Origin of the sequence: Streptomyces sp. NPDC127092 (genome assembly GCF_042722475.1) — a bacterium.
Classification (GTDB): Bacteria; Actinomycetota; Actinomycetes; order Streptomycetales; family Streptomycetaceae; genus Streptomyces.
On record NZ_JBHXFE010000274.1, the window covers coordinates 1 to 1,298 of the forward strand.

Here is a 1,298-nt window from a genome sequence, read left to right on the forward strand (position 1 = left end):
GCTCAGTGCCCGCCCGGTGATCTCGGCGAACCGGCCCCGGGCCTGTTCGGCAGTAAGGCCTTCCCGGACCGGGCCCGCGCTGGTTCCGTGGCCTGAGGTCGTGGCGCGGCGCACCGCGGGCAGGTGATGCCCGCCCCACAGCTCTCGGCTGTTACCGCCGTCGGTGGTGACCTCCCATATGGGGGTGCCGGTGTGCAGGGTGAACCGGTGCACCTGGGTACGGGGACGGCCCGTCGCCACGAAGGTGTTGATGTCGCGGGCAAGCCAGTCGGTGGCCTTGTCGCGGTAGGTGTCTCCGAGTGCGCCCAGGAGCGGGCCCCGGACCTCGGCGGTGAGCCACTGGTGACCGCCGTGGTCGTCGATCACCGCGGCGAGGTCCGGGCGGCCGGTGAGGCGGTCGGCGAGGTCTGCGGCGGCGGCCTCGAGGACGACGCTGGTCCGTTTGCTCACCAGGGTGCTCGCCGCCAAGGCCACCACCAGCGGGTCCTGACGTAGCTCGCCCTGGGCCCAGTCCCGCCACCTTTCGACGTCGGCGGCGCGGTCGTCGATGCTCCCGGCCGCCTGCCACGCGCGCAGGCTGGCGTCCGGGATCAGAACCCGGGCGCCGGCGGCCGCCTTCTCGGCCTCGGCCACGACGGCGTCATCGGCGCCGTCGAGCATCAGGGCCAGCTCGGGGGAGGTCTTGACCGCCTCGTGGACCGTGTCGAGGGTGGTGGCGATGTTGTCGTGCAGCCAGTGCGCCGCCGCCTGGTACTGCGGGTCGGCGGAGTCGACGGACAGCAGCCAGTCGCTGACGGTGTGGTTGAGCAGCCGGTGGCGGCCGACGCTGAGGTAGTCCTCGGGGCGTCGCCGCAGCACCTGCAGGCGGGGGTGGGTGACCATCTCGGCCTGGAGATCGGTGAGGACCTCGTCCTCGCGTTCGCGCGCCCACTCGGTTCGGGTGCCGTTCCAGCCGCGGTTCCAGTCGGTGAAGATCTGCTCAGTACGTGGGTCACCGACCGGGACGCCGTCGAGCGCGGCGCGCACTCGCGGGTCCGCCGCCGGAATGGGGGCTCCGCCGCCGGGGCCGTGTTCGGTCCAGGCGTCGCGGCCGATCTGCCGCCAGTCCACCGGGTCGGTGCGGTGGCTGTTGGCGTGCACCCGGGTCAGGGTGTCCTCGGCCAGTTGCTGCCGCTCGGTTTCGGTTTCGGGGCCGGCGGCGGTGACGGTGTCGATGGCCTGCTGCACCGGCAGTGCGGCGGTGAACTGCTCGGCGCGGCCGGTCGCGGCCTCGGCGACGGCCGGGTCGGCCTCGAGGG

At 73.5% G+C, this 1,298-nt stretch carries 1 protein-coding gene; it reads right to left on the bottom strand.

The genetic code is table 11. The annotated features are described in order from the left end of the window. The coding region (locus ACFWJO_RS39615; RefSeq protein WP_386873133.1) for a hypothetical protein at positions 1–1,298 on the bottom strand (1,298 nt) is incomplete at both ends.